The organism is Albidovulum sp. (assembly GCF_008933605.1).
In the GTDB taxonomy this organism is placed as follows: Bacteria; Pseudomonadota; Alphaproteobacteria; order Rhodobacterales; family Rhodobacteraceae; genus Albidovulum.
Map to the genome: position 1 here is coordinate 37108 of NZ_WBUS01000002.1, position 22710 is coordinate 59817.

Genomic DNA, 22710 nt, shown 5'->3' on the forward strand with positions numbered 1-22710 from the left:
GGAGGCGAGAATGGACATTCACGAATACCAGGCCAAGGAAATCCTGGCGAAGTTCGGCGTTGCGGTACCGCCAGGTGCGCTCGCCTACAGTCCCGAGCAGGCTGCCTACCGTGCCCGCGAACTTGGAGGAAACCGCTGGATCGTGAAGGCGCAGGTCCATGCCGGCGGCCGCGGCAAGGCCGGGGGCGTCAAGCTCTGCCGGTCCGAGCACGAGATCCAGGACGCCACGAACGAGATGTTCGGCCGAAAGCTGGTGACGCACCAGACGGGAGCCGAGGGCAAGGGCATCTACCGGGTCTATGTCGAGGGCGCCGTCGAATTCACCCGCGAGATCTACCTCGGGCTGGTGCTCGACCGTTCATCGCAGCGGGTGATGATCGTCGCCTCCTCGGAAGGCGGGATGGAGATCGAGGAAATCTCGGCCAAAAGGCCCGACTCCATCGTCCGGTCGACCGTCGAACCGGCCGTGGGTCTGCAGGAATTCCAGGCGCGCGAGATCGCCTTCTCGCTCGGGATCCCGGCCGCGCTCATCCCGCAGATGGTGCGGACCCTGCAGGGCTGCTACCGCGCCTTCCGCGACCTTGACGCCACCATGGTGGAGATCAACCCGCTGGTGATCACCGCCGACAACCGCATCCTTGCGCTCGATGCGAAGATGACCTTCGACGGCAACGCGCTGTTCCGTCACCCCCAGATCGCCGAACTGCGCGACAAGAGCCAGGAAGACCCGCGCGAAAGCCGGGCGGCGGACAGGGGGCTGGCCTACATCGGCCTGACCGGCAACATCGGCTGCATCGTCAACGGCGCGGGCCTTGCCATGGCGACGATGGACACGATCAAGCTGGCCGGGGGGGAGCCCGCCAACTTCCTCGACATCGGCGGCGGCGCCACGCCGGAACGGGTGGCCAAGGCCTTCCGTCTCGTCATGTCGGACGAGAACGTCGAGGCGATCCTCGTCAACATCTTCGCCGGCATCAATCGCTGCGACTGGGTGGCGGAAGGTGTGGTGCAGGCGCTGACTGCGAACCCGGTGGACGTGCCGGTGATCGTGCGCCTCTCTGGCACCAACGTCGAGGAAGGCCAGAAGATTCTCGCCAAGTCCGGCCTGCCGATCATCCGCGCCAACACGCTGATGGAAGCGGCGGAGCGCGCCGTGACCGCGTGGAAGAACGACCGCAAACAGAACACCAGGATGAGGGCCATCTGATGAGCATCCTTCTCGACCGATCCAGCCGCGTCGTGGTGCAGGGCATCACCGGCCGCATGGCGCAGTTCCACACCAAGGAGATGCTCGACTACGGCACCAATGTCGTCGCCGGCGTGGTGCCCGGCAAGGGCGGCGAAACGGTCTTCGGCGTGCCGGTCTTCAATACGATGAAGGAGGCCGTCGCCGCGACCGGCGCCGATTCCAGCCTGGTCTTCGTGCCGCCGCCCTTCGCCGCGGACAGCATCATGGAGGCGGCCGACGCCGGCATCCGCTACTGCGTCTGCATCACCGACGGCATCCCGGCGCAGGACATGATCCTGGTGAAGCGCTACATGTTGCGCTATCCGCGCGACCGCCGGATGGTGCTCACGGGGCCGAACTGCGCCGGCACGATCAGCCCCGGCAAGGCGCTTCTGGGCATCATGCCCGGCCACATCTACCTCGCCGGCAATGTCGGCATCGTCAGCCGCTCGGGCACGCTCGGCTACGAGGCGGCACAGCAGCTGAAGGACCGCGGCATCGGCGTCTCGACCTCGGTCGGGATCGGCGGCGACCCGATCAACGGATCGTCCTTCCGCGACATCCTCGAACGCTTCGAGACCGACCCCGAGACCCGCGTCGTCTGCATGATCGGCGAGATCGGCGGGCCGCAGGAGGCCGAGGCCGCCGCCTATATCCATGAGCACATGACGAAGCCGGTCATCGCCTATATAGCGGGCCTGACCGCCCCCAAGGGCCGCACCATGGGCCACGCCGGCGCGATCATCTCGGCCTTCGGGGAAAGCGCCTCGGAGAAGGTCGAGATCCTGACCGCGGCGGGCGTCACGGTGGCCGAGCATCCATCGGTCATCGGCGAGACGGTGGCGCGGGTACTCGCCAAGCGGGCAGCCTGAAGGGGAGGACGCGATGACGAAACCCAAGGTCCTGGTGACGCGGCGGTGGCCCCGGGCGGTCGAGCGGCGGATGGAAGAGGTCTTCGACCTCGACCTCAACACCTCCGACGCGCCGCTGACAGAGGCCGACCTGTGCGCGGCGCTGGGCCGCTACGACGCGATCCTGCCGACCGTCACCGACCGCCTTCCGGCGGCGGTCTTCGACGCCGCGCCGCGCACGCGGATACTGGCCAATTACGGCGTGGGCTTTTCGCACATCGACACCGAGGCCGCAAAGGCGCGCGGCATCGCCGTGACCAACACGCCCGACGTCCTGTCGGAATGCACCGCCGACATCGCGATGACGCTCCTGCTCATGGTCGCCCGCCGCGCCGGCGAGGGCGAGCGGGAACTCCGCGAAGGCCGCTGGACCGGCTGGCGACCGACGCACATGATCGGCACCAAGGTTTCCGGCGCGACGCTCGGCATCATCGGGTTCGGCCGCATCGGGCAGGCGATGGCGCAGCGGGCGCATCTCGGCTTCGGCATGAAGATTCTCGTGCAGAACCGCTCTCCGGTCCCGGCCGAAATGCTGGCGCGTTACAGCGCCGTGCAGGTTCCGACGGTGGAGGAGCTCTTGCCCCAGTGCGATTTCGTTTCGCTGCACTGCCCCGGCGGCAAGGCCAATCGGCACCTGATCAATAGTCGCCGGCTCGACCTCATGCGCCCCGGCGCCTTCCTCATCAACACCGCGCGCGGCGAGGTCGTGGACGAACACGCACTGGCGCAGGCGCTGTGGTTCGGCACCATCGGCGGCGCCGGTCTCGACGTCTTCGAGCGCGAACCGCGAATTCCCGAAGAGCTTCTCGGCGCCGACAACGTCGTGCTGCTGCCGCATCTCGGCTCGGCCACGCGCGAAACGCGCGAGGCGATGGGCTTCCGCGTGCTGGAGAACCTGACCGACTTCTTCGGCGGCCGCGCACCGCGCGACCGGGTCGCCTGAACCGTGCTCGCCGTTTCGCAGCCGGCGGAGCTGCAGGGGACCGGCGCCGGGGACCATGGCATGGCGCTGCGCGGCGAGATGCGCCGGCTCTGGCGCCGGGTCATCGAACGGCGCGCCCCGCAGGTGCTGGACCTCGTCCTGGACGCCACAGCGTCGCTGCCGCCCGGGGAAGCCGCGATCCCCTGCCTACAGGCGGCCAACATCTGGTTCCAGCTCGCGCGCATCATCGAGGAGAACTCGGCCATGCGCGCCCGCCGCATGGTGGAGGCCGCCGAGGGCCCGGAAGCCATCGAGGGCAGCTTCGCCCGCGTCATGGCCGAGTTCGACCCCCAGATGACTCAGGCGGATTTTGCGGCGCTTGCGCGCAAGCTTGCCGTCGGCCCGACGATCACCGCCCATCCGACCGAGGCCAAGCGGGTGACGGTGCTGGAAATCCACCGCCGCATCTACCGGCTGCTCGTCTCGCTGGAAACCGAGCGCTGGACGCCGCGCGAACGGGAGGACATCCTCTGCGAAATCGAAGGCGAGATCGATCTTCTCTGGATGACCGGCGAGCTGCGGCTGGAACGTCCGAGCCTTCAGGACGAGATCGAATGGGGCCTGCAGTTCTTCCGTGATGCCGTCTTCGACGCCGTGCCCCAGCTTTTCGAACGCTTCATCGCGGCCGGCACGTCCCGCTTCGGCGCGGGGGTGGAGGCCACACCCTGCGTTCGCTTCCATTCCTGGATTGGCGGCGACCGCGACGGCAACCCCAACGTCACGGCCGCGGTGACGCGCGAGGCGTTGGCGCGCGCGCGCCGCGCCATCCTCGGCCGCTATCTCGACGCCATCGACGCGGCGGCGGCCCGGATCAGCATCACCTCCAGGATCGTGCCGCTTCCGCGGGCCGAGGCCGGGCGCGTCGCGGCGATCATCGCCCGGAGCCCGCGCGCCGAGGCGCTTGCTGCGCGCCATCCGGGCGAGGTCTTCCGCCAGGCCCTGACTGCCATCGGCGACCGGCTGCGCGCCATGCGTGACAATGGTGCCGGCGGATATGTCTCGGTCGGCCACTTCATCGCCGACCTGCGGGCGCTGGAGGAGGCGCTCCTGGCCATCGGCGCCGACCGGCTCGCCCTGCGGTTCCTGGCGCCGCTGCGCTGGCAGGCCGAAACCTTCGGCTTTCGCACCGCGACACTCGACATCCGCCAGAACTCCACCGTGACCACCGCGGTGCTCGCCCGCATCTGGGGCCTCGGCGGCCCGGCGCCGGCCCCCAGCTCGTCCGGATGGTCGCGCCGCCTGCGCGCGGAACTGGGCCGGCCCGACCTTCTCCATGTCGACCGGAGCCGGCTTGACGGCGAGGCACGCGAGCTTCTCGACCTGCTCGGCGTCATGCATGAGGCGCGCCTGTCGGACGACCCCGAGGCCGTCGGCCCGTTCATCCTGTCGATGACGCGGTCGGCGGACGACCTGCTCGGCGTCTACCTGCTCGCCCGTTACGCCGGCTTCGGCGCGGAGAAGCTCGACCTTCGGGTGGTGCCCCTGTTCGAGACGATCGAGGACCTGCGCCGCGCGCCCGAGGTCTTCGACGACCTCCTGCAGGTTCCACTGGCGGAGCGCAGCCTCCGCACCCGCGATGCCGCCGTCGAAGTCATGCTGGGCTATTCCGACAGCAACAAGGACGGCGGTTTCCTGTGCTCAACATGGGAGCTGAACAAGGCGCAGCGGCGGATGACGCAATCGCTGGCGCGTCACGGCCTGCGGCCGGTCTTCTTCCACGGCCGCGGAGGTTCGGTCAGTCGCGGCGGCGCGCCAACCGGCCGGGCCATCGCCGCTCAGCCGGTGGGAACCGTTCAGGGGCGGCTGCGCGTGACCGAACAGGGCGAGGTCGTCTCGTCGAAATACGCCAACCGCGGCACCGCGGTGAACCAGCTCGAGCTTCTCGTCTCCTCCGTGCTCGGCCACCTACCGGTGCATGCCGAACCGGTGGCCGACCCGGAACAGGTCGACGCGCTGGAGGCGCTGTCGGGCCTGTCGCAAACGGCCTACTGCACCCTTCTCGCGCAGCCCGGTTTCATCGACTACTTCCAGCAGGCGAGCCCGGTCGAGGAACTGGCGATGCTCAGGATCGGGTCGCGTCCGGCCCGCCGGTTCGGTGCCCGCTCGCTCGCCGACCTGCGTGCCATTCCCTGGGTCTTCGCGTGGTCGCAGAACCGGCACATGATCTCCGGCTGGTTTGGCTTCGGGTCCGCGATACGGGCCTTCCGGCGGGTGCGGGGGCCGGCCGCGGACCGGCTGCTGGCCGGGATGTTCACCCGTCACCCGCTGTTCCGCCTGATGGTGGACGAGGTCGAGAAGTCGCTGATGCTCACCGACATGGAGATCGCCGCGCTCTATGCCGAGCTTGTCGCGGATCACAGCATCCGCGAGACGATCCTCGGCCGGATCCGCGACGAACACGCCGCCTCGGTCGCGGCGGTCGCCGCGCTGACCGACTCCGTGACGCCTGGCGCCCGCTTTCCGATGATGCGCGAAAGATTCGACGCGCTGCGACCGCAGCTCGACAGGATCAACCGGCTTCAGGTGGCGCTTCTCCGCCGGGCACGGAGCGAACCGGGGGCAAGGACCACCGTCCCCCTCATGCAATCCATGAACTGCATCGCCGCCGGTCTGGGATGGACCGGCTGACCGAAGGACCCGACCATCAACGCCCCGCACGGCGACGCCGGTTCCTTCACCGAAGCGCTCGCCAGCCGCGACCCCGAGCTTTTCGGCGCGATTGAAAGGAGCTCGACCGCCAGCCCCACGAGATCGAGCCGATCGCCACCGAGACCATCGTGATCCGCGCCGTGATGGAGGCCCAGGGCCCGGTGATGACCAAATCGCCGACGGCATCGGCACCCCGCTGCTCTTGGGCATGGCACATTTCGCCGGGCTGGTCGTGGCGGGGCTTTGCCCCTCGCCCTTCGCGCATGCCCATGTCGCCACCGCCACCACCCACAAGACCCTGCGCGGCCGGCGCGACGGCATGATCCTGACCCACGACGAGGAGATCGCCAGGAAGGTCAACGCCGCTATCTTCCCCGGCATCCAGGGCAGCCCCCCTGATGCTCGTCATCGCCGCGAAGGCGGTGGCCGTCGGCGAGGTGCTGCGGCCCGAGGTCCAGGGTGCCGTCGCCGGGATCGACCTGCGGCGGCGGTCGGGGTTCGGTTTCCGCCGTCGCGGCCTTGTCGAGGCGAGCTTGCCCCGCGTTCGCCCCCCCTCTGGACCGCCGCGCCCCTTCGCCCTAGCCTCGGCGCCAGGAAGGGGCCCGGCATGCTGCGCTATCTCCTCGGACGTCTCGTCTCGCTCGCCCTCAGCCTTGTAGCGGCGAGCCTCGTCATCTTCGCCGTGATCGAGATCGTTCCGGGCGACCCGGCTTCCTACATGCTCGGACTGAACGCGAGCGCGGACACGGTGGCCGCGCTGCGCCACCGTCTCGGCCTGAACGAAGCCCTGCCGCTTCGCTACCTCCATTGGATCGCCGGCATGGCAACGGGCGATTTCGGCCAGTCCTACACCTACAAGGTACCGGTGGCGGACCTCGTGGCCCAGCGGCTCGCCGTCTCGCTGCCGCTCGCCCTCTATGCCCTCCTGATGGCCGTGCTGATCGCCTTCCCGGCGGGGCTCCTGGCCGCCGCGCGCCGGGGACGATCGGCGGATGCGGCGGTGATGGGGGCGACGCAGATCGGCATCGCGCTGCCGAATTTCTGGTTCGCCATGCTCCTCGTCCTCGCCTTCGCACTGCACTGGCAGCTTTTCCCGGCCGGCGGCTTCCCGGGATGGGGCGACCCGCTGGCGGGCATCAGGGCGTTGACACTTCCGGCCGTGGCGCTTGCCTTGCCACAGGCCGCCATCCTTGCCCGCGTCCTGCGGTCGGCGCTGATCGAGACGCTCGGGCAGGACTATATCCGCACCGCCCGCGCGAAGGGCCTTACGGTGGGCCAGACGATGCTGCGCCATGCCTTGCGCAACGCGATGATCCCGGTCCTCACGATCATGGGCATGCAGTTCTCCTTTCTCCTTGCAGGCGCGATCATCATCGAGAACGTCTTCAATCTGCCGGGCCTCGGGCGGCTGATCTTCCAGGCGATCACCCAGCGCGACCTGATCGTGGTGGAATCCGTGGTGATGATCCTCGTGTTCGCGGTGATCCTCATGACCTTCCTCGTCGATCTCGCCTATGCGGCAATCGACCCCCGGCTGAGGAAGCGGGCATGAGGGTCTCGTTCGCGCTCGGTCTCGCGCTGACGCTCGCGGCGCTTGCGGCGGCGCTCCTCTCGCTGGTCTGGACGCCCTACGATACCGCCACGCTCGCCATCGCCGAGAAGCTGCGGCCGCCCTCGGACGCCCACTGGCTCGGCACCGACCACTTCGGCCGCGACATCGCCTCGCTGCTGATGGCAGGGGCGAAGACCTCCATCGCCGTCGCCCTGGTGGCGGTGGGCATCGGCATCGGCGCGGGCGTCCCGCTGGGACTGCTCGCCGCCGCCACGCGGGGGAGCCTTGCGGACGAGGTGGTGATGCGCGGCAACGACCTCGTCTTCGCCTTCCCCTCGCTCGTCATCGCCATCCTCATCACCGCGGTCTTCGGGCCGTCGGCGACGAACGCGATCATCGCCATTGGCATCTTCAACATCCCCGTCTTCGCCCGCGTGACACGCGGCGGCGCGCTCAGCCTCTGGACGCTCGACTTCATCCGCGCGGCGGAAGTCGCCGGCAAGGGGCGGGTCCGCATCTCGATCGAACACATCCTGCCCAACGTCCTCAACCTGCTGATCGTCCAGGGAACGATCCAGTTCTCGCTGGGCATCCTCGCGGAAGCGGGGCTTTCCTACGTCGGTCTCGGGGCGCAGCCTCCGACGCCATCGTGGGGACGGATGCTGGCCGAGGCGCAGACGATGGTGACGCTCGCCCCCCATGTCGCGATCTTCCCCGGCCTTGCCATCGTGCTGACCGTCCTCGGGCTCAACCTCCTCGGCGACGGGCTGCGGGATCACCTCGACCCTCGCTCAAGGCGCGCCGCATGAGTCTCCTTTCCGTCCGCGGCCTGTCCGTTTCGATCCTTGGCGCGCCGATCCTGTCCGGCGTCTCGCTCGATCTGGCTGAGGGCGGCACCTTCGGCCTCGTCGGCGAAAGCGGGTCCGGCAAGTCGATGATGGCACTGGCGCTCATGGGTCTCCTGCCGCACGGCGCCTCGGTCTCCGGCCGGGCGGAGTTCGGCGGCCGGGATCTCCTCGCCCAGTCCGAACATGCGCTGGCCGGGATCCGGGGCAAGGAGATCGGCATGATCTTCCAGGAGCCGATGACGGCGCTGAACCCGATGAAGACCATCGGCGACCAGGTCGCAGAGACGCTTCTCGTCCACCGTGCGGCAAGCCGGGCCGAGGCGCGGGACGCCGCGCGCGACAAGCTTGCGCGCGTCGGCCTTCCCGACGACCGCTTCCCGCTTTCGCTTTACCCGCACGAGTTGTCGGGCGGCCAGCGCCAGCGCGTCGCCATCGCCATGGCCATCGCGCTGCGCCCCCGGCTGCTCATCGCCGACGAGCCGACAACCGCGCTCGACGTGACGACGCAGGCGCAGATCCTCGACCTGCTGAAGGGCCTGACCCGCGACGAGGGCATGGCGCTTATGCTCATCACCCACGATCTCGCGGTGGTCGCGGGCATGGCGGGACACGTCGCCGTCATGAAGGCGGGACGCATCGTCGAAACGGGCCCGACCGAGACGCTCTTCCGCACCCGGGCACATGACTACACCCGCCGTCTTTTCGCCGCGTCCGAACACCGGCCGGTCCGCCGCCCGCAGACCCGCGCGGGATCGCTGCTTTCCGTCGAGCATGCGGTGCGCGAGTATCTCCTTCCCCGGCCCTCGGCCTTTGCGCCGCATCGCCGGCTCCGGGCCGTGGACGGGGTGAGCCTGGCCATCCGTCCCGGCGAAAGCGTCGGCCCGGTGGGCGAATCCGGCTGCGGCAAGTCCACGCTGGCCCGTGCGATCCTCGGCCTCGACCCGCTCGAGGAGGGGGCGATCCGACTCGCCGGACAGGCGGTGACGGCGGGTCACACGATGCCCCGCGCGCTCCGCGCGCGCATCCAGGCCGTGTTCCAGGACCCCTATGGCAGCTTCAACCCCCGCCACCGTGTCGGACGGCTTGTGGCCGAACCCTTCCACCTGGCCGGCACGCCGCGCGACGCGCGAGACCGCGTGGCCGCGGCGCTGGAAGAGGTCGGGCTTTCCGCCGCCGATATGGGCAAGTACATCCACGAGTTCTCCGGCGGCCAGCGCCAGCGCATCGCCATCGCCCGCGCGTTGATCATCCGGCCCGACCTCATCGTGCTCGACGAGGCGGTCTCCGCGCTCGACGTCCGGGTCCGGGCGCAGGTCCTCGACCTGCTCGCGGCGCTTCAGGAAAGCCACGGGCTCGCCTATCTCTTCGTCAGCCATGACCTTTCTGTCGTGCGCCGGGTCACCGACCGTGTGCTCGTCATGCGGAAGGGCCGCATCGTTGAGGAAGGGCCGACCGAGGCGGTCTTTGCCCACCCCCGGGATCCCTACACGCAGGCGCTGCTCGCCGCGACACCCACGATCCCCGAAGACTGGAAGGAGCCAGCCCATGCCGCTGCCGACTGAGATCCCGGGCCTCTGGTTCGATCCGGCCGAAATGCTGATCGGCGGGACCTGGCGCCCGGCCTCGCAGACGCTGCCGATCGAGGACCCCTCGACGGGGGCGGGGATCGGCGCGCTCGGGCGGGGAACAACCGGAGACATCGACGCAGCCGTCGCCGCCGCCGACGCGGCGCGGTGGGGCGATTGGGGGCGGACGACGGCCACCGAGCGCGGCCGCATCCTTGCCCGGATCGGCCGGATGGTGCTCGCCCGCGCCGACGACCTTGCCCGGCTGGAGGCTGCCGACGTAGGCAAGCCGCTGAAGCAGGCGAAGGCGGATGCGGTCGCCCTTGCCCGCTACATGGAATTCTACGGCGGCGCGGCCGACAAGGTCATGGGCGAGACGATCCCCTACCTCGACGGCTACACCGTCTACACCCTGCGCGAACCGCACGGGGTCACCGGCCACATCGTGCCGTGGAACTACCCGATGCAGATCGTCGGCCGTTCGGTCGGGGCAGCCCTCGCCATGGGCAACGCCTGCGTCCTCAAGCCGGCCGAGGAGGCCTCGCTCACCGCGCTCGCCTTCGCCCGGATCGCGACGGAGGCCGGCCTGCCGCCGGGCGCGCTCAATGTCGTGACGGGGCTGGGGGAGGAGGCGGGCTCGGCCCTTGCCTCGCATCCGGGGGTCCATCACCTCAGCTTCACGGGCTCGGTCGCGGTGGGCCGTATGATCCAGGCGGCGGCGGCCGCGAATGTGGTGCCGGTCACCCTGGAACTCGGCGGCAAGTCGCCGCAGGTCGTCTTCGCGGACGCCGACCTCGACGCGGCTCTCCCCTTCCTCGTGAACGCCGGCATCCAGAATGCCGGCCAGACCTGCTCGGCCTCGTCGCGAATCCTCGTCGAACGCAGCCGCTACGACGAGGTCGTTGCGCGCATGGCGGACCGCTACCGCGCGCTGAGGGTCGGGCCCGCGATGGCCGACCTCGAGCTCGGGCCGCTGATCTCGGCGCGGCAGAAGGCCGTGGTGGAAGGGTTCCTTGCCACGGCGCCGGAAGCCAGCGTGGCCGCGCGCGGCAGCATCGTCGCGGACGCGCCGGCCGGCGGCCACTACGTTGCGCCCATGCTCGTCGCCGGCCCCGCCCCCGATCATCCGCTGGCACAGGACGAGATCTTCGGCCCGGCGCAGGTGGTCATCCCGTTCGCGGACGAGGACGAGGCGGTGGCGATCGCCAACGGCACCCAGTACGGTCTCGTTGCCTCGGTCTGGACGGACAGCGGCGCGCGCCAGATGCGGCTTGCGAAGAGGCTCCGCGCGGGGCAGGTTTTCCTTAACAACTACGGCGCGGGCGGGGGCGTGGAGCTACCCTTCGGCGGCGTCGGCAGGTCCGGCCACGGACGGGAAAAGGGCTTCGAGGCGCTCTACGGCTTCTCCGTCCTCAAGACCGTCGCGGCGCGGCACGGCTAGGGAGGACCGATGCGGCTCAGGGACAAGTCCGCCGTCGTCACCGGTGCGGGATCGGGTTTTGGCGCCGGCATCGCGCGGAAGTTCGCGGCCGAGGGCGCGCGGGTGATGCTGGCGGACATCAACGAGTCGGCCGCGAAAGAGGTGGCGGCCGGGATCGGCGGCATCGCGCAGCAGGTGGACGTCGCCAGCGGCGAGAGCATCGCCCGGATGGCGGCCGAGGCGGCGGCGGCCTTCGGCAGCATCGACATCCTGGTGAACAACGCCGGAGTGACGCACCTGCCCGCGCCCCTCGAGGACGTAAGCGAGGCCGATTTCGACCGGGTCCTCGCGGTCAACTGCAAGTCGGTCTACCTGACCGCGCGGGCTCTCGTGCCGATGATGAAGCGGGCCGGAAGCGGCGCGATCCTCAACGTCGCCTCGACCGCCGGCCTTTCCCCCCGCCCACGGCTCAACTGGTACAATGCGTCCAAGGGCTGGATGATCACCGCGACGAAGGCGATGGCGGTGGAACTCGCGCCCGCGGGCATCCGCGTGAACGCGATCTGCCCGGTTGCCGGCGAGACGCCGCTCTTGAAGAGCTTCATGGGCGAGGATACGCCGGAGATGCGGGCGAAGTTCCTCGCCACGATCCCCATCGGCCGCTTCTCCACGCCCGAGGACATGGGCAATGCCGCCTGCTTCCTCTGCTCGGACGAGGCGTCGATGATCACCGGGGTCGCGCTCGAGGTGGATGGCGGGCGCTGCATATGAAGGCGAGCCGGGGCCAGCCCCCCGGCCCCCGAGGTGTTTCCGCAACGCAGAAGGATGACAGATGCGGCCGGGACCGAGAAACCTGATCACCGATGTCGCGGGCCTCAGGGTCGGCAATGCCGAGGACCATCGCGTCAGGACCGGCGTCACGGTGCTGGCGGGAGAGCGGCCCTTCACCGCCGCCGTCCACGTGATGGGTGGTGCGCCGGGGACGCGGGAGACAGACCTGCTCGCCCCCGACCGGCTGGTCCAGGAGGTCGATGCGCTGGTCCTCTCGGGGGGTTCCGCGCTCGGGCTGGACGCGGCCTCCGGTGTCGCCGATTCGCTCCGGGCGGCAGGGCGAGGCTTCGCGGTGGGCGACCAGCGGGTGCCGATCGTGCCGGCGGCGATCCTCTTCGACCTCTTGAACGGCGGCGCGAAGGACTGGGTGGAGAACCCCTATCGACGGCTCGGCCGCACGGCGCTTGCGGCGGCTGGCGAGGACTTCGCGCTCGGCACCGCCGGGGCCGGCACCGGGGCCGCGACACATGGACTGAAGGGCGGGCTCGGATCGGCATCTGCGGTGCTGGCGAACGGGCTGACGGTGGGTGCGCTCGTCGCGGTCAACGCACTCGGCTCGGTCACGGTCGGCGGTGGGCGCGAGTTCTGGGCGGCCCCCTGGGAGCTTGACGGTGAGTTCGGGGGCCTCGGCCTGCCGGCCACTTTCCCGGCGGCGGGGGAGCCCGTGCCGGCCAAGCGTCTCGGCGAGGCGACGACCATCGCCATCGTCGCCACGGACGCGCGGCTCTCGCAGGCCGAGGCGCAGCGGCTGGCGACGGCGGCCCATGACGGAATGGCGCGTGCCATCGTGCCCTCGCACACGCCCTTCGACGGCGACCTCGTCTTCGCGGCGGCGACCGGGGCAAGGTCCCTGCCCGATCCCGTCGCCGATCCGTTCGTCCTCGGTCACGCGGCCGCATGCTGTCTCGCCCGCGCCATCGCCCGCGCGGTCTACGAGGCGGCAGCGCGGCCGGGCGACTTCATGCCCACTTGGCGCACGCGGTTCGGGGATGGCTGAGGACCGGCTCTATGCGGACCCGGCGCTGGCACGGTTCTACGACCGCGACAACGGATGGACGGCGGACCGGGCCTTCTGCCTCGGCTTAGCGGCCGGCCGGCGCCGGGTGCTCGACCTCGGCTGCGGCACCGGGGAGCTTGCGATCCGCATCGTCTCCGAGCATGGCGCGGCGGTAACGGCAGTCGATCCGGCGGGCGCGATGCTCGATCTCGCGCGAGCCAAGCCCGGGGCGGAAGAGGTGCGCTGGGTCGAGGCGGACGCCCGGTCGCTGCGTCTGGGCGAGCGTTTCGACCTGATCGTGATGACGGGCCACGCGTTCCAGACGCTGCTTTCGCCCGGGGACCGCGCCGCCGGCCTTGCGACGATCGCCCTCCACCTTGCGCCCGGTGGCCGCTTCGTCTTCGACAGCCGGAACCCCGCCGTGCGGGAATGGGAGGACTGGAGACCCGGCCCGTCGTTGCGCCGGATCGACGACCCGGTCCTCGGCCCTGTCGCCGCATGGGACGATGCCGCCTGGGACGAGGCTTCCGGCGTCGTCACCTACGAGACCCACTACCGGGTCGAAGCCGACGGCCGGCACCTTGGTGGCACCTCTCGGATCGCGTTTCCGGCGTTCGACGCCCTTGCGGGCGCGATTTCCGCGGCCGGGCTCCGGGTGGACCGCTGGATGGGCGACTGGACCGGCGCGCCCCTGACCGAAGGCAGCCCCGAATTCATCCCGCTTGGCCGCCTTGCGTGACTTTCAGCCGAGAAGCGCCTCCACGAGCGGGCTTTCCGGCGCTTCCAGCCCCTCGATCACGTCGAAATGGTGCCGCCCCGGCTCCACCGTCACCGGACAGGCCCAGGCATTTCCGAGCCGTCTCGCCTGGTCGAGGAAGGCGGGCCGTTCATCCCCGCCCACCCAGACGTGGACAGGCAAGCCAGGCCGGCGCGGCAGGAGCGCGGGGCTTTCGGCCCGCGCCTCGGCCGTGTCGAGCGCGAGTGTCGCATTCATCTCGGTCTCGCGCAGCGGACGGAGGTCCGCGAGGGGCGAGATCGGGACGATGCGCGCGAGGCGGCAGAGCACCGTGCCGGGCATGGCCGCATCCGCGCAGGCCAGCCGGGCGGAGAGGTGGCCGCCGGCAGAGTGGCCGGTCAAGACCATCGGCCCCGCCACCTCCTCGGCCGCCGCCGCCACCGCCGCCGCGATCTGGCGGGTCATGCCGCCGATCCGCGCCGCGGGCGCAAGCGTGTAGGCGGGCATCGCCACCGCCCAACTCCGGTCGAGCGCGCCCGCCGCGAGGTGCGAGAAGTCGCGCGGGCCAAAGGCCATCCAGTAGCCACCGTGGACGAAGACCATGAGCCCTTGGGACGCCGCCCCGGGCAGGAAGAGGTCGAACCATTCCGCCGGTGCAGGACCGTAGCGCAGGCCCAGCCGCGCCCGGACCCCAAGCGCGGCGCGAAACGCCTCCGAGGCCGCCGCCCAGCGCAGCGGGAACGCATCGCCACCCTGAATGTATTTTGCATTCCGGTAGGCATCGTCATATCTCATGGGCGCAATCCCGGTCAGCCGCCCGGCTGGACAACGAGTCGCGCTTCGGGCATTTGATCAAATTATGAAACACGAGGGGGTTCCCATGCTCGATTCCGTCACAGACCTCAGGTCCCGGCTGAAGGATCCATCGCTTTTGGTAACGCAGGCCTATGTCGCCGGGCAATGGGTCAACGCCGACGACGGCGCCACCTTCCCGGTGACCAACCCCGCGCGCGGCGACGTGATCTGCACCGTGCCGGACTTGGGCCGCGCCGAAACCGCGCGCGCCATCGAGGCGGCGGACAAGGCGCGCCACGAATGGGCGGCGCGCACCGGCAAGGAACGCTCCGCAGTCCTGCGCAAGTGGTTTGACCTTATGGTCGAGAACGCCGACGACCTCGGCGCGATCCTGACGGCCGAGATGGGCAAGCCCCTGCCCGAGGCGAAGGGCGAGGTGCTTTACGGCGCTTCCTTCGTCGAATGGTTCGCCGAGGAAGCCAAGCGCATCTACGGCGAGACGATCCCCGGCCACCAGCGCGACAAGCGCATCACCGTTATCAAGCAGCCGATCGGGGTCGCGGCGTCGATCACGCCGTGGAACTTCCCCAACGCGATGATCGCGCGGAAGGTGGCGCCGGCGTTGGCCGTGGGCTGCGGCTTTGTCGCGCGGCCTGCGGCCGAAACGCCGCTCTCGGCGCTCGCCATGGCCCTTCTGGCCGAACGCGCGGGCGTACCGGCCGGCCTCTTCTCGGTCGTCACCTCGACGAAGTCCTCCGCCATCGGCAAGGAATTCTGCGAAAACCCGATCGTGCGGAAACTCACCTTCACCGGCTCGACCGAGGTCGGCCGTATCCTCTTGCGCCAGGCGGCGGATCAGGTGATGAAATGCTCGATGGAGCTTGGCGGCAACGCGCCCTTCATCGTCTTCGACGACGCCGATCTCGACGCCGCTGTCGAGGGCGCGATGATCTCCAAGTTCCGCAACAACGGCCAGACCTGCGTCTGCGCGAACCGCATCTATGTCCAGGCCGGCGTCTATGACGCCTTCGCGGAGAAGCTCGCCGCGGCGGTCCGGAAGCTCAATGTCGGGGACGGGCTGAAGGACGGCGTGACCACCGGCCCGCTGATAAACGAGGCCGCCGTCGAGAAGGTCGAGGAACACATTGCCGACGCGCTCGCCGGTGGCGGGCACATCGTCACCGGCGGCAAGCGCCACGCGCTCGGCGGCACGTTCTTCGAGCCCACGGTCGTCACCGGCATCACCTCCGAGATGAAGGTCTCGACCGAGGAAACCTTCGGCCCCCTCGCTCCGCTCTTCAAGTTCGAGACCGAGGAGGAGGTCATCCGGCTTGCCAACAACACGATCTTCGGCCTTGCCTCCTACTTCTACGCGCGCGACATCGGACGCATCACCCGCGTCCAGGAGGGGCTGGAATACGGGATGGTGGGCGTGAACACCGGCCTCATCTCGACCGAGGTCGCGCCCTTCGGCGGCGTGAAGCAGTCCGGCCTTGGCCGCGAAGGCAGCCACCACGGGGTCGAGGACTATCTGGAGATGAAGTATATCTGTCTGTCGGTCTGATCGCGCTTTACGGGTGTTCCGGCCGCCGCTATCGTCCTGCCGAGCGCTGGCCCCGCAGCCCATTGCGGGGCCGTTTCATGCAGGGGTCGCGTCACAATGGCCGCCGCTTTCGGTGACTTCCGGCAGGTGTTCGACAGCCTGGAAGACCAGATCGCCATCGTCGACAGCCAGGGGGTCATCGTCGCCGCCAATGCGGCCTGGCGACAGTTCAGTTCGGACAACGGCGGCGAACCCGACGGGTATGTCGGGCGTAACTACTTCGACGTCTGCCCCGCCGAGAGCGAGGATTCGATTGCGGTGGCTCATGGCCTTCGTCGGGTGATCCGGGAAGGCGTGGAGTTCCGCCACGAATACCCCTGCCACAGCCCGACCGAGCGGCGCTGGTTCGAGCTTCTTGCCAGGCGCCTCGATGACCCCAAGGGGCCCCTTGCCGTGGTCGCCCACCGCAACGTGACCCGCCGGGCGCTCGACGGCATGCAGGCCCGCGCGGCACGGGTCAACGCCGCGCTCTTCTCGGCACTCGTGGCCTCCTCGAACGACGCGATCCTCAGCTACGACCTCGACGGCAACATCATGACCTGGAACCCGGCGGCAGAACGGCTCTACGGGTACCGGGCCGAGGAGGTGATCGGCCGGTCGCTCGAGATCATCTATCCCGCTGGCTGGCCGAAGCGGATCGGCGAATACCGCGACGAGATCGTTTCGGGCGCACTCAAGAGTTTCGAGGTGGTGCGCCGCACCAAGTCGGGCCGGGAGCGCCAGATCTGGGTCAGTGCGGCGCCGGTTTTCGATGCGGCCGGACAACTCGTCGCCGTCTCGAACATCCACCGCGACATTACCGAATGGCGCCGCCACGAGCAGTCGCGCCGCATGGTTGCGGAAGAGATCGTGCATCGCTCGAAGAACATGCTGACCGTGATCGCGGCGCTGCACCGGCGCACGGCGGCCGCGAGCACGAGTCTCGAGGATTTCAACCTCCGCTTCGGCGAGCGCATTAAGTCGCTCGCCACCTCGACGGACTTCCTGACCGCGGGAAACTGGACGGCTGTGCCTCTCGCCGCGCTGGTCCGGTCTCAGACCGCGCTCTTCGATATTGCCGGAAGCGACCGGATCGAGATCGCGGGGCCGGAGATCGACATCCGGCCGCAGGCGGTCAAGGTCATCGGCATGGCCCTGCACGAGCTCGGGACCAACGCGCTGAAGCACGGCGCGCTTGCCACCGACGAGGGCCGCGTGCGCATCGCATGGGCGCTGGAGGATGGCCCCGACGGGGTGGGACTCGCCTTCGAATGGCAGGAGGACGGACCCGCGTTCGACGCGGCACCCGCCGGACGCGGCTTCGGCCACACCCTCCTGACCAACCTGTCGGGAACGCTCCTGGAAACCTCGGCCGATTACCGCTTCGACCGGTCGGGCGTGCGCTGGCGCATCGTTCTTCCCGGGAAGTTCTTCGCGGCCGCCGGCGCCGCGCCGTCCGAGACCGGGCCCGGCGGCTGGCCCGCCGTCGAGGCGGATGTTATCGCCTAGCGCGCCACCGATTTTGCCTAGCGAACGGTCCTATCGCATGTTGCGGGCATCGACCCACCGCAACACGGGGACACGACATGCTGCCCAACGTCCGCAAGACTGCCACCGCCGCCATTGCCGCCCTCTCACTCGGCCTTGCCATGCCGGCCCCTGCCTTTGCCTGGGGCGAAAAGGAACAGAACGCGCTGGCCGCGATTGTCGCCGCCGGCGTGATCGGCACGCTCATCATGAACGAGAACAAGCGCCGGCAGGCCGCGCCCGTCGCCCGCGCACCGATCCAGGCTGGGCCGGGCTACTACCAGCCGCGTTACCAGGAACGCTCCGAGACGCGCTACCAGGATTCCTACGGGACGCCGCGCTACCAGCCTTCGGCGCCGTCGGGCATCTATGCCACACCCGCCGCCCGGGCATTCAACAGCTACAGCCCCACCCAGCGCCGGGCGATCCAGTCGCGGCTGGCCAACGCGGGTTACTACCACGGCGGCCTCGACGGCGCCTTCGGTCCGATGACCTATCGCGCGATCATGGCCATCGCCGGCGATTCCACCGGCACCGCGCAACTCGACTCGATGGGTGGCGCGCACGAGTTCTATGACGCGATCCTCGGCTGATCCCACGGACGCCGGAGGGGGCCTGGGCCCCCTCATTTGATCATCGCCCAAGGATTGACCCCCGGCTCGCGTCAGAGTTTCGTCATGCGCATGCAAACCCCGGACGAGGCTCTGGCCAGTGCCGCCGCAGGAGGAGACCGCGACGCCTTCGCGGTGCTTCTCGAGCGGCATTACGAGCGCATATTCGGGCTCTCGTTCCGGCTCACCGGCACCCGTGCCGAGGCCGAGGACCTCACCCAGGACATCTGCCTCGCCCTTCCCGCAAAGCTCGGGTCCTGGCGGGGCGAGGCGCGCTTCACCACCTGGGTCTACCGCGTCACGGTCAACGCCGCCCATGACCGCCGCCGCCGCGCAGCCACCCGCGCCAGGGCTGCGGACGGCTGGGGGGACTGGGAGGTGAACCGGCGGGCCGGGATCGCCGAGGCGGCCGCGGCTCAGGACTGGCTGACCACAGCGATGACGCGGCTGTCGCCGGAACTCCGGGACACCGTCGCGCTGACCCTCGGGGAAGACCTGAGCCAGAGGGACGCGGCGGAGGTTTTGGGCGTCTCCGAAGGCACCGTGGCGTGGCGCATGAGCGAGGTGAAGAAACGCCTGCGCGAGATGGCGCGGGCGGAGGGGATGCTATGAGCGATGAACTCGACCGGCTCCGCGACGGCCTGAAGGCCGCGCCCCCCGCGCCGGACCCGGGGGCGAAGGCGGCCGCGTTGCGGCGTGCAATGGAAACCTTCGACCGGCACCAAGAATCCGCGGCAGCCGCGCGTCCCATGTCAGACCGCCCGGAAGGGGCGGGGTTCCTGACAGGAGTTCGCCGGATGCTTGCCCACCTTTCCCCCCGCGCCGCGCTCGCCGCCACTGCCTCCGTCGCCGTGATCGGCCTCGCGCTGGCGCTCTATCCCGAGCTTAGACGGGCCCCGGACCTGCCTGCGCCACGGCCCGAGGCCGTCGCGGAAAAGCCCGCGAACCTTCCCGTCGCGCCGGCCGAGGCACCCCTCACCGAGCTTCGCAAGGCCGAAGGCGAGACGGAGGCCGACGCGGTGCCCGCGCCTGCGCCCCCCTCCGTACCCGAAGCCTCGGCCGCGCTGCAGGCCGCGCCGACCGGGGCTCCGGGCGCCGAAGCCTCGGTGGCCGAACCGGCACCGTCCGTCGCGCAGGCGCGGCAGAAGGCGGGTGCCCTAACCGACAGCATGGCCAACGACGTGGCCGGAGCTTTGGGCATTGTCGCACCGGAGGCCACATACATCGCACCCGCGCCCGACACCGAAGCATTCGCAAACGCCGCCGCGAACCCGCTGAAGATCGCGGCGGAGGCGCCCGTCTCCACCTTCTCGGTCGACACCGACACGGCATCGTGGTCGGTCCTGCGCTCGTCCCTCGCCGCAGGCGCGCTGCCGCCCAAGGAAGCGGTGCGGATCGAGGAGATGGTGAACTACTTCCCCTACGACTACCCCGCACCCACGGCCGGTGAGGCGCCCTTCCGCGCCTCGGTCAGCCTCCTCCCGACTCCGTGGAACGCAGGAACTCAGCTTCTGCGGATCGGCCTGCAGGGCCGGATGCCGGCTGTCGCGGACCGCCCGCCACTCAACCTCGTGTTCCTCATCGACACTTCGGGCTCGATGGAGGATGCAAACAAGCTGCCGCTCCTGAAGCAGTCCTTCCGGCTCCTGCTCGGTCAGCTGCGGCCAGAGGACCGGGTGGCAATCGCCACCTATGCGGGGTCCGCCGGCCTGGTGCTGGAGCCCACAGCGGCCAGCGATCGGAACGCGATCCTCGGTGCCCTCGACCGGCTGGAAGCAGGGGGGTCGACCGCCGGGCAGGAGGGGCTGGCCCAGGCCTATCGGGTCGCCGAGGACATGGGCGGCGAGGGGCGGGTCAGCCGGGTCCTGCTGGCCACGGACGGCGATTTCAACGTCGGACTCTCGGACCCCGAGGGGCTGAAGGATTTCATTGCCGGGAAGCGCGAGAGCGGCATCTATCTCTCCGTCCTCGGCTTCGGGCGGGGCAACCTGGACGATGCGACGATGCAGGCGCTGGCGCAGAACGGCAATGGCACCGCAGCCTATATCGACACAGCCGCCGAGGCGCAGAAGGTGCTCGTGGACCAGTTGACCGGTGCGCTCTTCCCCATCGCCAACGACGTGAAGGTGCAGGTGGAGTTCAACCCCGCCGCGGTCGCCGAATATCGGCTGATCGGATACGAGACCCGGGCGCTCGCGCGCGAGGACTTCAACAACGACCGGGTGGACGCGGGCGAGATCGGCGCGGGCCATCAGGTGACGGCGCTCTACGAGATCACGCCCGTCGGCTCGGCCGCGCGGCTCTCCGATCCCCTGCGCTACGGCGAGGCGCCGGCAGCGGCCGACGCAGCGGAACTCGGCTATCTGAAGCTTCGCTACAAGGCGCCGGGGGAGGCGACATCGCGACTGATCGAAACGCCGATCCCCGCCACACCGGGAGAGGCCGATGCCGACGCCCGCTTCGCCGCCGCCATCGCCGGCATGGGCCAGCTTCTGGGCGAACCGAAATACCTCGGGGACTGGGGCTGGGCCGAAGCCATCACGCTCGCCGCCGGGGCGAAGGGCGAGGATCCCTTCGGCTACCGGGCCGAGGCGGTGACGTTGATGCGGCTCGCGCAGAGCCTGGCGCGCTGATCGGCCTCAGCGGGCGGGTCGCCGGCCCGCCCGCCGCGCGCGCAGCCCGTCCGTCAACCCGTCGTGGTCGCCCATCGGACGTTCCGGCACGTCCTCCCACCAGTCGTCGCGCAGCGCCCTCTGTTCCGGGTTGCGGGGGTAGAAGATGCGGTTCTCGGGCTTCGGCCGCTCTCCCACGACGAGAAGGCGCACCTCGGCGTTGCTGTTGTTGAGGAAGCTGTGGCACTGCCCCGTGCCGGCCGGGAACCCGACCGCATCGCCGGGGCCGAGCCGGTGGAGGCGGCCGTCGAGCCAGACGTCCGGCGTACCGGCAATGACATAGACGAACTCCTCCTCGGCGCTCTCGGCGTGGGGATAGGAGGTCCGGCGGCCGGGCGGGAGCCTTTCGTGGTGGATGCCGATCCGGGCAAGGCCGAAGTGCCGACCGAATGCCGTACCAATGCCGAGAAGCTCGTCATCCCCCTCGTAGTGCGCGTCGTCCGCACCCTCGATTTCGCGCCAGTGAGCGATGCAGTCGGGTCGTTTCGTTCCGGTCATCTGGTGCCTCCGGGGCTGCTTCCGCCAGAGATCGTAGCAAGTCCTGTGCGACTCCGGAGCGAAGTCAGCGACGGCGGATTCCCTCGGCGCGAAAGCCGCGCTAGGCTCCGGCCCATGACAGACCTCATCGCCACCGGCCACATGACCACCGCCGACCTGGCCGCGTTCGGCTTTCTCGTTCTCGGCTGGCTCGTCTTCGGCGTCCTGGTCGAGCACCCGCCCCGAGGCCGGCCTTCCGTCGCGGCACTGATGACCGGCTACCGGCGCGAGTGGATGCGCCAGTTCGTCACCCGCCAGCCGCGGATCTTCGACGCCTCGGTGATGGACAGCCTCCGTCAGGGCACGAGCTTCCTCGCCTCGGCAACGATGATCGCCATCGGGGGCGGCGTGGCGCTCATCGGCAATACCGAGCGCCTCCTCGGCCTCGCCGAGGACCTGACACTTGCCTCAGCACCGGCCGCGGTCCTCGAGGCGAAGATCATCGTCATCCTTCTCTTTCTCACCAATGCATTCCTCAAGTTCCTCTGGGCGCACCGGCTCTTCGGCTACTGCGCCATCGTCATGGCGGCCGTGCCGAACGAGGCGGACGATCCGTTCGCCTATCTTCGTGCCGAGCAGGCCGCCCAGATCAACATCTCGGCGGCGCGGAGCTTCAACCGGGGCCTGCGGGCCGTCTATTTCGCGCTGGCGGCGCTCGCCTGGATGCTTGGCCCGATCGCGCTTGCGGCGGCGACCACCGTCACGCTCGCCGTACTCTGGCGGCGCGAATTCGCCTCGATCTCGCGTCGGGTGCTGATGGACGGCACGCCAAAGTGATCGCCGGACCGGGCCGGACATGGCATGGTGAAAAAATGCTCCGCATCGCATTCGCCTTCAGCCTCGCCCTCGCCGCGCCCGCCGCGGCGGACCCGCCGGAGGTCCTCGCGGCCACCGCGGTTCCGGGCCCGGGCGTCTGGACGATCTCCGTCACCCTGCGTCACCCCGACAGCGGATGGGACCACTATGCCAGCGGCTGGGAAGTGTTCGCTCCCGATGGCACACGGCTGGGCTACCGCGAACTCACCCACCCCCATGTCGACGAGCAGCCCTTCACCCGCAGTCTCTCCGGCATCGCCATCGACGAGGACGTGGATCATGTCCTGATTCGGCCGCGCTGCACCCTCGACGGCTGGGTCGCGTCGCCAATCCGATTGGATCTCCGCCGCTGACTTCGCGACTTTCGGCATCTTGCCGCCGTCGGACCCAGTTGCGCGGTTTTGTCCGTGTTCCACCGTGGCGAGAATCGCTTTTCTCGTGCTACCGTTAC

20 protein-coding genes and 1 pseudogene are annotated in these 22710 nt (G+C 69.7%); 19 read left to right on the plus strand and 2 right to left on the minus strand.

Going from position 1 to position 22710, the window contains the following annotated elements:
* Positions 1-10: 10 nt before the first annotated feature.
* The 12 genes and pseudogenes from F9K34_RS00615 (at position 11) to F9K34_RS00670 (ending at position 13722) form a co-directional block, all read left to right on the plus strand.
* Positions 11-1207 (plus strand): malate--CoA ligase subunit beta, encoded by a 1197-nt coding sequence (locus F9K34_RS00615; RefSeq protein ID WP_291334526.1) that lies wholly within the window; start codon positions 11-13, stop codon positions 1205-1207.
* On the plus strand, positions 1207-2100 hold the full coding sequence (sucD, locus tag F9K34_RS00620) for a succinate--CoA ligase subunit alpha (RefSeq protein WP_291334527.1): 894 nt from the start codon (positions 1207-1209) through the stop codon (positions 2098-2100). Before F9K34_RS00615 ends, sucD begins: the two co-directional genes overlap by 1 nt.
* A gap of 13 nt (positions 2101-2113) precedes the next feature.
* On the plus strand, positions 2114-3082 hold the full coding sequence (locus F9K34_RS00625) for a 2-hydroxyacid dehydrogenase (protein ID WP_291334528.1): 969 nt from the start codon (positions 2114-2116) through the stop codon (positions 3080-3082).
* Between the two features lie 60 nt (positions 3083-3142).
* Positions 3143-5749 carry a phosphoenolpyruvate carboxylase gene (locus F9K34_RS00630; RefSeq protein ID WP_291334529.1) on the plus strand — a complete coding sequence of 869 codons (2607 nt, stop codon included), beginning with the start codon at positions 3143-3145 and terminating at the stop codon, positions 5747-5749.
* Positions 5750-5942: 193 nt separating this feature from the next.
* Positions 5943-6246: pseudogene (gene glyA, locus F9K34_RS19095) on the plus strand (serine hydroxymethyltransferase); the annotation flags it as partial.
* A gap of 131 nt (positions 6247-6377) precedes the next feature.
* Positions 6378-7322, plus strand: a complete 945-nt coding sequence (locus F9K34_RS00640; protein ID WP_291334530.1) for an ABC transporter permease — start codon at positions 6378-6380, stop codon at positions 7320-7322.
* Positions 7319-8131, plus strand: coding sequence for an ABC transporter permease (locus F9K34_RS00645; RefSeq protein WP_291334531.1), 813 nt, complete (start codon positions 7319-7321; stop codon positions 8129-8131). The genes F9K34_RS00640 and F9K34_RS00645 overlap by 4 nt, the downstream gene beginning before the upstream one ends.
* Positions 8128-9732 (plus strand): ABC transporter ATP-binding protein, encoded by a 1605-nt coding sequence (locus F9K34_RS00650; RefSeq protein WP_291334532.1) that lies wholly within the window; start codon positions 8128-8130, stop codon positions 9730-9732. The genes F9K34_RS00645 and F9K34_RS00650 overlap by 4 nt, the downstream gene beginning before the upstream one ends.
* Positions 9716-11176 (plus strand): aldehyde dehydrogenase family protein, encoded by a 1461-nt coding sequence (locus F9K34_RS00655; protein ID WP_291334533.1) that lies wholly within the window; start codon positions 9716-9718, stop codon positions 11174-11176. The genes F9K34_RS00650 and F9K34_RS00655 overlap by 17 nt, the downstream gene beginning before the upstream one ends.
* A gap of 9 nt (positions 11177-11185) precedes the next feature.
* Positions 11186-11926 (plus strand): SDR family oxidoreductase, encoded by a 741-nt coding sequence (locus F9K34_RS00660; protein WP_291334534.1) that lies wholly within the window; start codon positions 11186-11188, stop codon positions 11924-11926.
* Positions 11927-11987: 61 nt separating this feature from the next.
* Positions 11988-12983 (plus strand): P1 family peptidase, encoded by a 996-nt coding sequence (locus F9K34_RS00665; RefSeq protein WP_291334535.1) that lies wholly within the window; start codon positions 11988-11990, stop codon positions 12981-12983.
* Entirely contained in the window at positions 12976-13722 is a 747-nt protein-coding gene (locus F9K34_RS00670; protein ID WP_291334536.1) for a class I SAM-dependent methyltransferase, read from the plus strand. The genes F9K34_RS00665 and F9K34_RS00670 overlap by 8 nt, the downstream gene beginning before the upstream one ends.
* A 3-nt stretch (positions 13723-13725) precedes the next feature.
* Here F9K34_RS00670 and F9K34_RS00675 read toward each other — a convergent pair whose 3' ends face one another.
* Positions 13726-14514, minus strand: coding sequence for an alpha/beta hydrolase (locus F9K34_RS00675; protein ID WP_291334537.1), 789 nt, complete (start codon positions 14512-14514; stop codon positions 13726-13728).
* Between the two features lie 85 nt (positions 14515-14599).
* Here F9K34_RS00675 and F9K34_RS00680 point away from each other — a divergent pair, with 85 nt between their 5' ends.
* The 5 genes from F9K34_RS00680 (at position 14600) to F9K34_RS00700 (ending at position 20867) form a co-directional block, all read left to right on the plus strand.
* Entirely contained in the window at positions 14600-16078 is a 1479-nt protein-coding gene (locus F9K34_RS00680; RefSeq protein ID WP_291334538.1) for an NAD-dependent succinate-semialdehyde dehydrogenase, read from the plus strand.
* Positions 16079-16174: 96 nt separating this feature from the next.
* Positions 16175-17605: a PAS domain S-box protein gene (locus F9K34_RS00685; RefSeq protein ID WP_291334539.1), complete on the plus strand. Its 1431-nt coding sequence runs from the start codon at positions 16175-16177 to the stop codon at positions 17603-17605.
* Between the two features lie 77 nt (positions 17606-17682).
* A complete protein-coding gene (locus F9K34_RS00690) occupies positions 17683-18216 on the plus strand; it encodes a peptidoglycan-binding domain-containing protein (protein WP_291334540.1) in 534 nt (177 codons plus the stop codon).
* A gap of 90 nt (positions 18217-18306) precedes the next feature.
* Positions 18307-18846 (plus strand): RNA polymerase sigma factor, encoded by a 540-nt coding sequence (locus F9K34_RS00695; RefSeq protein WP_291334541.1) that lies wholly within the window; start codon positions 18307-18309, stop codon positions 18844-18846.
* Positions 18843-20867 carry a VWA domain-containing protein gene (locus tag F9K34_RS00700; protein ID WP_291334542.1) on the plus strand — a complete coding sequence of 675 codons (2025 nt, stop codon included), beginning with the start codon at positions 18843-18845 and terminating at the stop codon, positions 20865-20867. Before F9K34_RS00695 ends, F9K34_RS00700 begins: the two co-directional genes overlap by 4 nt.
* A gap of 6 nt (positions 20868-20873) precedes the next feature.
* Here the strand turns inward: F9K34_RS00700 and F9K34_RS00705 are convergent, their stop codons facing one another.
* On the minus strand, positions 20874-21404 hold the full coding sequence (locus F9K34_RS00705) for a cupin domain-containing protein (RefSeq protein WP_291334543.1): 531 nt from the start codon (positions 21402-21404) through the stop codon (positions 20874-20876).
* 114 nt (positions 21405-21518) lie between these two features.
* Between F9K34_RS00705 and F9K34_RS00710 the strand changes: the two genes are divergently transcribed.
* Together F9K34_RS00710 and F9K34_RS00715 are read left to right on the plus strand one after the other, a co-directional pair.
* Positions 21519-22220 carry a DUF599 domain-containing protein gene (locus F9K34_RS00710; protein ID WP_291334544.1) on the plus strand — a complete coding sequence of 234 codons (702 nt, stop codon included), beginning with the start codon at positions 21519-21521 and terminating at the stop codon, positions 22218-22220.
* A 35-nt stretch (positions 22221-22255) separates the two neighbouring features.
* Positions 22256-22612 (plus strand): hypothetical protein, encoded by a 357-nt coding sequence (locus F9K34_RS00715; RefSeq protein WP_291334545.1) that lies wholly within the window; start codon positions 22256-22258, stop codon positions 22610-22612.
* The last annotated feature ends 98 nt before the right edge of the window (positions 22613-22710 follow it).

Bases quoted from the DNA above. Each gene is read 5' to 3' on its own strand.
- F9K34_RS00700 (WP_291334542.1), top strand. From the start codon at position 18,843: ATGAGCGATGAACTCGACCGGCTCCGCGACGGCCTGAAGGCCGCGCCC.
- F9K34_RS00695 (WP_291334541.1), top strand. From the start codon at position 18,307: ATGCAAACCCCGGACGAGGCTCTGGCCAGTGCCGCCGCAGGAGGAGAC.
- F9K34_RS00625 (WP_291334528.1), top strand. From the start codon at position 2,114: ATGACGAAACCCAAGGTCCTGGTGACGCGGCGGTGGCCCCGGGCGGTC.
- F9K34_RS00615 (WP_291334526.1), top strand. From the start codon at position 11: ATGGACATTCACGAATACCAGGCCAAGGAAATCCTGGCGAAGTTCGGC.
- F9K34_RS00665 (WP_291334535.1), top strand. From the start codon at position 11,988: ATGCGGCCGGGACCGAGAAACCTGATCACCGATGTCGCGGGCCTCAGG.
- F9K34_RS00710 (WP_291334544.1), top strand. From the start codon at position 21,519: ATGACAGACCTCATCGCCACCGGCCACATGACCACCGCCGACCTGGCC.
- F9K34_RS00655 (WP_291334533.1), top strand. From the start codon at position 9,716: ATGCCGCTGCCGACTGAGATCCCGGGCCTCTGGTTCGATCCGGCCGAA.
- F9K34_RS00715 (WP_291334545.1), top strand. From the start codon at position 22,256: ATGCTCCGCATCGCATTCGCCTTCAGCCTCGCCCTCGCCGCGCCCGCC.
- F9K34_RS00630 (WP_291334529.1), top strand. From the start codon at position 3,143: ATGGCGCTGCGCGGCGAGATGCGCCGGCTCTGGCGCCGGGTCATCGAA.
- sucD (WP_291334527.1), top strand. From the start codon at position 1,207: ATGAGCATCCTTCTCGACCGATCCAGCCGCGTCGTGGTGCAGGGCATC.
- F9K34_RS00650 (WP_291334532.1), top strand. From the start codon at position 8,128: ATGAGTCTCCTTTCCGTCCGCGGCCTGTCCGTTTCGATCCTTGGCGCG.
- F9K34_RS00680 (WP_291334538.1), top strand. From the start codon at position 14,600: ATGCTCGATTCCGTCACAGACCTCAGGTCCCGGCTGAAGGATCCATCG.
- F9K34_RS00645 (WP_291334531.1), top strand. From the start codon at position 7,319: ATGAGGGTCTCGTTCGCGCTCGGTCTCGCGCTGACGCTCGCGGCGCTT.
- F9K34_RS00690 (WP_291334540.1), top strand. From the start codon at position 17,683: ATGCTGCCCAACGTCCGCAAGACTGCCACCGCCGCCATTGCCGCCCTC.
- F9K34_RS00670 (WP_291334536.1), top strand. From the start codon at position 12,976: ATGGCTGAGGACCGGCTCTATGCGGACCCGGCGCTGGCACGGTTCTAC.
- F9K34_RS00660 (WP_291334534.1), top strand. From the start codon at position 11,186: ATGCGGCTCAGGGACAAGTCCGCCGTCGTCACCGGTGCGGGATCGGGT.
- F9K34_RS00640 (WP_291334530.1), top strand. From the start codon at position 6,378: ATGCTGCGCTATCTCCTCGGACGTCTCGTCTCGCTCGCCCTCAGCCTT.
- F9K34_RS00675 (WP_291334537.1), bottom strand. From the start codon at position 14,514: ATGAGATATGACGATGCCTACCGGAATGCAAAATACATTCAGGGTGGC.
- F9K34_RS00705 (WP_291334543.1), bottom strand. From the start codon at position 21,404: ATGACCGGAACGAAACGACCCGACTGCATCGCTCACTGGCGCGAAATC.
- F9K34_RS00685 (WP_291334539.1), top strand. From the start codon at position 16,175: ATGGCCGCCGCTTTCGGTGACTTCCGGCAGGTGTTCGACAGCCTGGAA.